The following is a 6582-nucleotide window of genomic DNA, read 5'->3' on the forward strand; positions in this document are numbered from 1 at the left end:
CGGAACAAGCCGTCAAGCCGTACGGGATCGGGCCAACCGGCGCGAGTAACCAAAGCACCGGCTGTCCCCAACGACCGCGTCCCTACACCTCCCGCCATTCCCCGAACGCCGCGGCCTGGCCGTGCAGGGTGCCGGCCTCGTCGATCAGCTGCCAGACGACCGCGTTCTCGATCCGGAATCGGCGGCCCGACTTGGCGATGCGGATGCCGCGGTAATCGGCGATGAAGCCGTCGCGGGTCACCGCGTCCAGCAGGCGCTGCCGCTCCGCCCGGTCCGGCGCCTCGGCGGAGAAGCGGGAGGGCAGGGTGGTGAACTCGTCCCAGCCATATTCGAACCGGGCCTGGGCGGCCTTGTTGGCGTAGACGAAGCGCGGATCGGCATCGGTGTTGTGCGCCAGCACGCAGAACGGCGCGGATTCGTAGAGCCACTGCGCCCGGTCGGCGTCGTCGCCGGCATCCTCCGGCAGCAGCGGCGTGCCGACCAGCCGGGCATGGCTGCCGGCGAGGAGACGCAGGAAATCGGGGTCGAGGGCCAGGCTCACGGGGCGGGCTCCGGAATGCGGGGTCACAGGTTGCTCGCGCGCGGGTTGATGCCAAGGATGTGGGCGGAATCGACCGGCACGGTGACCAGGGTCGAGAGCCGGCCGGCGCGGTGGGCGGCGAGGATGTCGTCCAGGTTGGCCAGATCGGGCCGCAGCGCCGCCGACCGCCAGCCGCAGGCCTCGGCCATGGCGGCGTAGTCCATCCCATCCAGGCGGTTGTGGCGGCGCGCGGCCGGCGCGTCCGGGATGATCGTCTGCACCCCCTGCTCGATGATGCCGTAGCTGGCATTGTCCAGGAGGAACAGCAGGATCCCGAGGTCGCGGGCCTCCGCCAGGCAGCCGGCGAACAGCCGGAAGCAGCCGTCGCCGGTGAAGCCGACGACATCGCTCTCCGGCGCCGCCAGCCGGGCGCCGATCGCCAGGCCCAGCACATTGCCCATGGCCGAGCCGCGATAGAGCGAGAAGAAGCGGGCCTGCGGGTTCGGGCGTTGCAGCACGAATTGCCGGTCCTTGTAGGCCAGGCAGACATCGTCGAAGCCGATCGTGCCCGGCCGCCAGCGCGTGTCGAGCGCGCGGAACAGCGCCGCCATGTCGGCATGGCCGGGGCGCGGCGGGCCGGGGCGGCGGGTGTTCAGGTCGTCCGGCGCCGGGTCGGCGCGGCGGGTCTCCGGCGGCTGCCGCTCGATCCGGGCGAGGAGCGAGCGCAGCGCCGGGTCCAGCGGGGCGACGAGCTGCCGGTAGCCGCCGGCGGCGCGGTGCCCGAACCCGCCCTCGACCTGGCCGTAGCCCTCCGGCAGGCCGGTCAGCACGAAGGTGTCGCCGGCGGCGTAGGGCGCCAGGTTGACCGTGTACTCGTCCGGGCAGGCGCCCAGCACCAGCAGCACATCCTCCGGCCCGATGCCGCGCCACAGCCGGGCCGCGGCGTCGTTGCCGCCGAAGCCGATATAGCCGTGGCCGAGGGGGTTGGCGCGCTCGACGCCGTTGGCGCCGTTGATGCTCCAGACGATCGGGGCGCCCAGCGCCTCGCACAGCCGGGTGGTCAGGCGCGGTGCGTCGGGCAGCCGCGCCAGCTCCTCCCCGGCCAGGATGACGACGCGCCGGCCCTGGCTGCGCCGGCAAAAGGCCTCGGCGAAGGCGTCCGCCTCGGCCGGGTCAAGGGCCGGCGCCGCCTCCGGCGCGGCGCGGTGCGGCGCCATCTCGGCCTGCAGTGCGCCATGGTCCAGCACCAGCACCACCGGCTGGCAGCGACGCAGCCGGTCCTCGGCCTGGCGCAGCCGCTGCCGCAGGGTGGCGGCGTGGTCCAGCACGAAGACGCCGTCCGGCAGCTCCGCCCGCAGCTGCGCCAGCATGTTGCTGCCCAGCGGGCTGGTGTCCTGCAGCGGGCTCAGCCCCTCGGTCTCGGCCGGCGAGGCGGCGACGATGTAGACCGCCGGGATGTCGTGCAGCTTGGCGTCGCTCAGGCCGCAGCCCAGCAGCTTGGTGGCGGCGCCGGTGGTGGCGATGCCGGCGGCGATGCGGCCGGTGGCCAGGTAGCTGCCGAGCGGGACGAAGCCGGCGGCGTATTCGCCGAGCGTCAGGAACTTCATCCCATCAGGCTCGCCGGCGGCGGCCGCCTCGTCGTCCGGGCGCCGCGGGGGCAGGTACTCCAGGAAGCGGATCGTGCCGCCGCCGGTGACGCCGGCGCAGAGCTCGATGCCCCAGGATTCCAGCGTCGCCACCAGCGTCTGGTAGCCGGTGACGGTCTCGGCAAGATGCACGTCCATGCGAACGCCTCGTCTTTTCGCTCTATTGAAATCGGGATCGGAGAGGGGCGGCTCAGACCGGCGCCGCCGCCTCCGCCGCGTTGCGCAGGACCAGGCTGCGCAGGGTGCTGTCGCTGCAGACCGGCTCGGCCGACGCCGTCAGCTCGCGATAGAGGGATTCGATCAGGCCGGGCGTCGGCGCCAGGCCGAAGGCCTCGATCTTCGCCTTCAGCGCGTGCCGGCCGGAATGGCGGCTGATCACCATCCGCCGCTCGGCGCCGAACATGTCCGGCTCCAGGAACTCATAGGTCTGCGGATTGCGGATGATGGCGGCCTGGTGGATGCCGGCGGCGGTGGCGAAGGCGTTCTCGCCGATCACCGCCTTGCCGCGCGCCATCGGCAGGGCCAGCGTCTCGATCAGCAGCCGGCAGGCGGCGTAGACCCGGCGGACATCGATGGTGGTCGACCGGCCGAAATGCGCGGGATGGGCGGCCAGGGCCGCGACCACCTCCTCCAGCGCGCAGTTGCCGGCGCGCTCGCCGATGCCGCACAGGGTGACCTGGATCTCGTCGATCCCTGCCTCGATCGCCGCCAGGGTGTTGGCGACCGCCAGGCCGAGGTCGTCATGGGCATGCATCGCCACCTTGACCGTTTCCGGCACGCTGGCCCGCACGGTCTCGACCAGGGCCGCCACCCGGCCGGGCAGCAGGCAGCCGACCGTGTCGGGGATCAGGATCATGGTGGCGCCGGCGCGGGCGGCGGCTGCGCACATCGCGCCCAGGAAGGCCGGGTCGGCGCGGGTGGCGTCCTCCGGCGCGACGCAGATGTCGTCGAAGCCGATGCTGCGGGCCAGCTCGACCGCGCCCTCGATCTCCTCCAGCGCCTGCTGGCGGCTGATCTGGCGCTTGTGGCGCAGATGGATCTCCGAGGCGACGCCCAGGATCTCGATCTGCGACGCGCGGGCCGGCTCCACCGCCCTGGCCGCGGCCTCGATGTCGATGCGGCTGGCGCGGGCGAAGGCGCAGATCCGGCTGTAGCGCACCGCCTCGGCGATGGCGCGCACGGCGGCGAGGTCGTTGTCGGAGGCCGCCGGGAATCCGGCCTCGATCGTGTTCACGCCCAGCGCCTCCAGCTCGCGGGCGATGCGCAGCTTCTGCGGCAGCGTCATGGCGTTGCCGGGCGCCTGCTCGCCGTCGCGCAGGCTGGTGTCGAAGATCGTCAGCGGCCGGGTGCCGGGAACGGTGGACATGATGGAACCTCTCCTTCAGGGCGCCACCCGGCCGCCGGACGTCGTCCTGCGCTCGCAAAGCGCGGGTCGGTCCGTGTCTTTTGTCCGGAGTGGTGCAGGGTCAGGCGCGATGGCCGTAAGTCAGTAACAGCCGTGCCGACTTGCTCATAGTCGGGTGAATATTCTTGGATGAGGGGATTTCTTTTGATCTGCCTTTATTTAGCGTTCTGAGTTTTACAGAGTCAAAAGAATTTTTTCTCAGAAAAGTGCACTCATTTTGATTTAATGAGATGGGTTCGGATAAAATGCAAAGCGATTTTTGGGGGAATATGGCTGGTTATTATTTTGGAAATTGCCTGATCGAAATCAGGACGCTGAATAAATGGCGTCAAAGTGGATTTCACCGGATCTCGTGGTTGCGAGGTGCCTGCTTTCTCCCGCGCCGGTGTGGAGATCGGTCCACCGCTTCGCTCCGATCCAAACAAGCCAGAGGGCGGCCGCGGATCATCGCGACCGCCCCCTGGCGGCAAGCCTTCACATCGGCCTGCTTACGATGGCGAGCCCGTCTCCTTGTTGCGGAAGGCCGCCTCGCCGGCATCCGACACCTCGACCCAGCGCTTGTCGGGTGCCGCGCCCTCGACATAGCTGTCGTTCCAGTTCCACCATTTGTAGGTCGGCGTCTGGGGATAGCCCTCGGGCGAATCCTCCCACACCTCCTGCCGGCCCAGCGGGGTGATGTCGAGATAGTTCCAGGTGCCGCCCATCTGCTCGTCGCCGCGGTTGTTGACGAAATAGGTGCGGAACACCCGGTCGCCGTCGCGGAAGAACACGTTGGTGCCGTGCCACTCATCCACGCCGAAATCGGCGTCGAAGCTGTCGGTGACCGTGACCCAGGGGATGGTGGTCCAGCCCATCTGCGCCTTCAGCCGGGCGATGTCGGCCTGCGGCGCCCGCGAGGCGAAGACCAGGGTGGTGTCGCGGGCGTTCAGATGCGCCGGATGCGCGACCTGGTCGGCGACCATAGAGCAGCCGATGCAGGCATGCTCGGGCCAACCGTGCACGCCCGGCTCGAAGAAGGCGCGGTAGACGATCAGCTGGCGCCGGCCCTGGAACAGGTCGAGCAGGCCGAGCCTGCCCGCCGGCCCCTCGAACACATAGTCGGTGCTCACCTCCATCCACGGCATGCGCCGGCGCTCGGCGGCCAGGGCATCGCGGGCGCGGGTGTGGGCCTTCTCCTTCACCAGCAGCTGCCGGTGGGCCTTCTCCCACTCCTCGGGCGACACGACCGGCGGCGTGTTCGGAATGGAAAGCCTGGTCTCGGCTGCGTTCGTCATGGTCTGCGACCTCCTGATCGGGGCACGTTCCCGCGCCTCGGGGGCGAAGCGCGGATCCAGCCGGCTCATCGCTCGGTGCTGGTCATCACCTAGGTTGGTGGCCGGCCTTGGCCAGCGGGAGTGACAATCGTGGCGCGAGTCTGCAGCCGCCGGGTGCGAGCGGCGTTGCGAATCGAATAAGTATCCGCTTATATGTTCGCATGACCGCGCCCGAGATCTTCCAGGCCCTGGCCGACCCGACCCGCCGCGCCGTGTTCGAGCGGCTGGCGGAGGGCGAGCTGAGCGTGACCGAGCTGAAGGCCGGCTTCGCCGTGTCGCAGCCCGCGATCTCGCAGCACCTCGCCGCGCTGCGCCGGGCCGGGCTGGTGGCGGAGCGGCGCGACGGCCGCTTCGTCTATTACCGTGCCGCGCCGGAGGGCTTGGCGCCGCTGGCCGGCTGGATCGACCGCTACCGCGCCTTCTGGCCGGAGAAGGTGGACCGCCTCAAGACCCTGCTCGAGGACATGGATGATGAGTGAACCGACGCCGGATGACGCTGTCGTCGTCGATTGCGACCTGGACCATCCGCCGGAGAAGGTGTGGCGGGCGCTGACCGAGCCGGAGCTGCTGGCCGCTTGGCTGCTGCCGAACGACATCAAGGCGGAGGAGGGGCGGCGCTTCACCCTGCGCGGCGCGCCCGGCACCGACAAGCCGGTGGATGGCGAGGTGCTGGCGGCGGAGCCGCCGCGGCTGCTGCGTTACAGCTGGCGCGGCCGCGACGCGGAGGCCCGGCCGCTGGACACGGTGGTGACCTTCACCCTGGACGGCACCGCGGCCGGCGGCACCCGGCTGCGCATCGTCCACAGCGGCTTCGGCGCCGAGGCCCGGGCGGTGCCCTGGACAGGACGGCCGGCACCGCGGCGGTCCCGCCCGGCGGCCCGGCCACGGATCAAAGCTTCGGCGATCGGCGGGAGGATGCGATGGGCGGCGTGACGATGAATCTGGTGCCGATGGTGGTGGAGCAGTCGGGCCGCGGCGACCGCGCCTTCGACATCTTCTCCCGCCTGCTGCGCGACCGCATCGTGTTCCTGAACGGCCCGATCGACGACGGCGTCTCGGCGCTGATCTGCGCCCAGCTGCTGTTCCTGGAATCGGAGGATCCGCGGCGCGAGATCGCGATGTACATCAATTCGCCCGGCGGGGTGGTCAGCAGCGGCCTCGCGATCTACGACACGATGCAATACATCAAGAGCCCGGTGTCGACCGTATGCATGGGCACGGCGGGGTCGATGGGCTCCTTCCTGCTGATGGCCGGCGCGCCGGGCCGGCGCATCGCCCTGCCCAATGCCCGGGTGGTGCTGCACCAGCCCTCCGGCGGCTTCCAGGGCCAGGCCTCGGACATCGAGCGCCATGCCGAGGACATCGTCCGGCTGAAGCGCCAGGTGAACGAGATCTATGCTCGGCATTGCGGCCGGACCTATGAGGAGGTCGAGCGCACATTGGATCGCGACCGCTTCATGACCGCGGCGGAGGCGAAGGCCTGGGGCATCGTGGATCACATTTACGCGCATCGGGAGGATGTGGCGGCTTAGGGTCCGGGCCCTTTGCCGCGGCGGCACCGGTCCTGAAGGCCCCCATACCGTCATTGCGAGCGCAGCGAAGCAATCCATGCATCCGCTCGTGCGGGACGATGGATTGCTTCGTCGGCTTCGCCTCCTCGCAATGACGGATGACAGGTGCCTTTTCAGCCCGCCTTCG

7 protein-coding genes are annotated in these 6582 nt (G+C 70.1%); 3 read left to right on the top strand and 4 right to left on the bottom strand.

Features of this window, described 5'->3' with window-relative positions; genetic code table 11:
* Positions 1 to 82 precede the first annotated feature (82 nt).
* The 4 genes from ABDW35_RS04485 to ABDW35_RS04500 form a co-directional block, all read right to left on the bottom strand.
* Positions 83 to 541, bottom strand: coding sequence for an MEKHLA domain-containing protein (locus ABDW35_RS04485; protein ID WP_343712650.1), 459 nt, complete (start codon positions 539 to 541; stop codon positions 83 to 85).
* Positions 542 to 564: 23 nt separating this feature from the next.
* The gene (locus ABDW35_RS04490) at positions 565 to 2304 is read right to left on the bottom strand and encodes a thiamine pyrophosphate-dependent enzyme (protein ID WP_343712651.1); all 1740 of its coding nucleotides are present in this window, start codon (positions 2302 to 2304) and stop codon (positions 565 to 567) included.
* Positions 2305 to 2356: 52 nt separating this feature from the next.
* Positions 2357 to 3532, bottom strand: coding sequence for a 2-isopropylmalate synthase (locus ABDW35_RS04495; protein WP_343712652.1), 1176 nt, complete (start codon positions 3530 to 3532; stop codon positions 2357 to 2359).
* Between the two features lie 527 nt (positions 3533 to 4059).
* On the bottom strand, positions 4060 to 4845 hold the full coding sequence (locus ABDW35_RS04500) for a DUF899 domain-containing protein (RefSeq protein WP_343712653.1): 786 nt from the start codon (positions 4843 to 4845) through the stop codon (positions 4060 to 4062).
* 200 nt (positions 4846 to 5045) lie between these two features.
* Between ABDW35_RS04500 and ABDW35_RS04505 the strand changes: the two genes are divergently transcribed.
* From ABDW35_RS04505 to ABDW35_RS04515, 3 genes are read left to right on the top strand one after another with little or no spacing between them, the layout of a single operon-like run.
* Positions 5046 to 5363 carry a metalloregulator ArsR/SmtB family transcription factor gene (locus tag ABDW35_RS04505; RefSeq protein ID WP_343712654.1) on the top strand — a complete coding sequence of 106 codons (318 nt, stop codon included), beginning with the start codon at positions 5046 to 5048 and terminating at the stop codon, positions 5361 to 5363.
* A complete protein-coding gene (locus ABDW35_RS04510; protein WP_343712655.1) occupies positions 5356 to 5817 on the top strand; it encodes an SRPBCC domain-containing protein in 462 nt (153 codons plus the stop codon). Before ABDW35_RS04505 ends, ABDW35_RS04510 begins: the two co-directional genes overlap by 8 nt.
* Positions 5805 to 6416 (top strand): ATP-dependent Clp protease proteolytic subunit, encoded by a 612-nt coding sequence (locus ABDW35_RS04515; protein ID WP_343712656.1) that lies wholly within the window; start codon positions 5805 to 5807, stop codon positions 6414 to 6416. The genes ABDW35_RS04510 and ABDW35_RS04515 overlap by 13 nt, the downstream gene beginning before the upstream one ends.
* Positions 6417 to 6582 lie beyond the last annotated feature (166 nt).

It is taken from the genome of Inquilinus sp. (genome assembly GCF_039594555.1).
Lineage (GTDB): Bacteria > Pseudomonadota > Alphaproteobacteria > DSM-16000 > Inquilinaceae > Inquilinus.

Excerpts from the sequence above, each read along its gene's own strand:
- ABDW35_RS04490 (WP_343712651.1), bottom strand. The coding sequence starts at position 2,304 with ATGGACGTGCATCTTGCCGAGACCGTCACCGGCTACCAGACGCTGGTG.
- ABDW35_RS04495 (WP_343712652.1), bottom strand. The coding sequence starts at position 3,532 with ATGTCCACCGTTCCCGGCACCCGGCCGCTGACGATCTTCGACACCAGC.
- ABDW35_RS04500 (WP_343712653.1), bottom strand. The coding sequence starts at position 4,845 with ATGACGAACGCAGCCGAGACCAGGCTTTCCATTCCGAACACGCCGCCG.
- ABDW35_RS04505 (WP_343712654.1), top strand. The coding sequence starts at position 5,046 with ATGACCGCGCCCGAGATCTTCCAGGCCCTGGCCGACCCGACCCGCCGC.
- ABDW35_RS04510 (WP_343712655.1), top strand. The coding sequence starts at position 5,356 with ATGAGTGAACCGACGCCGGATGACGCTGTCGTCGTCGATTGCGACCTG.
- ABDW35_RS04515 (WP_343712656.1), top strand. The coding sequence starts at position 5,805 with ATGGGCGGCGTGACGATGAATCTGGTGCCGATGGTGGTGGAGCAGTCG.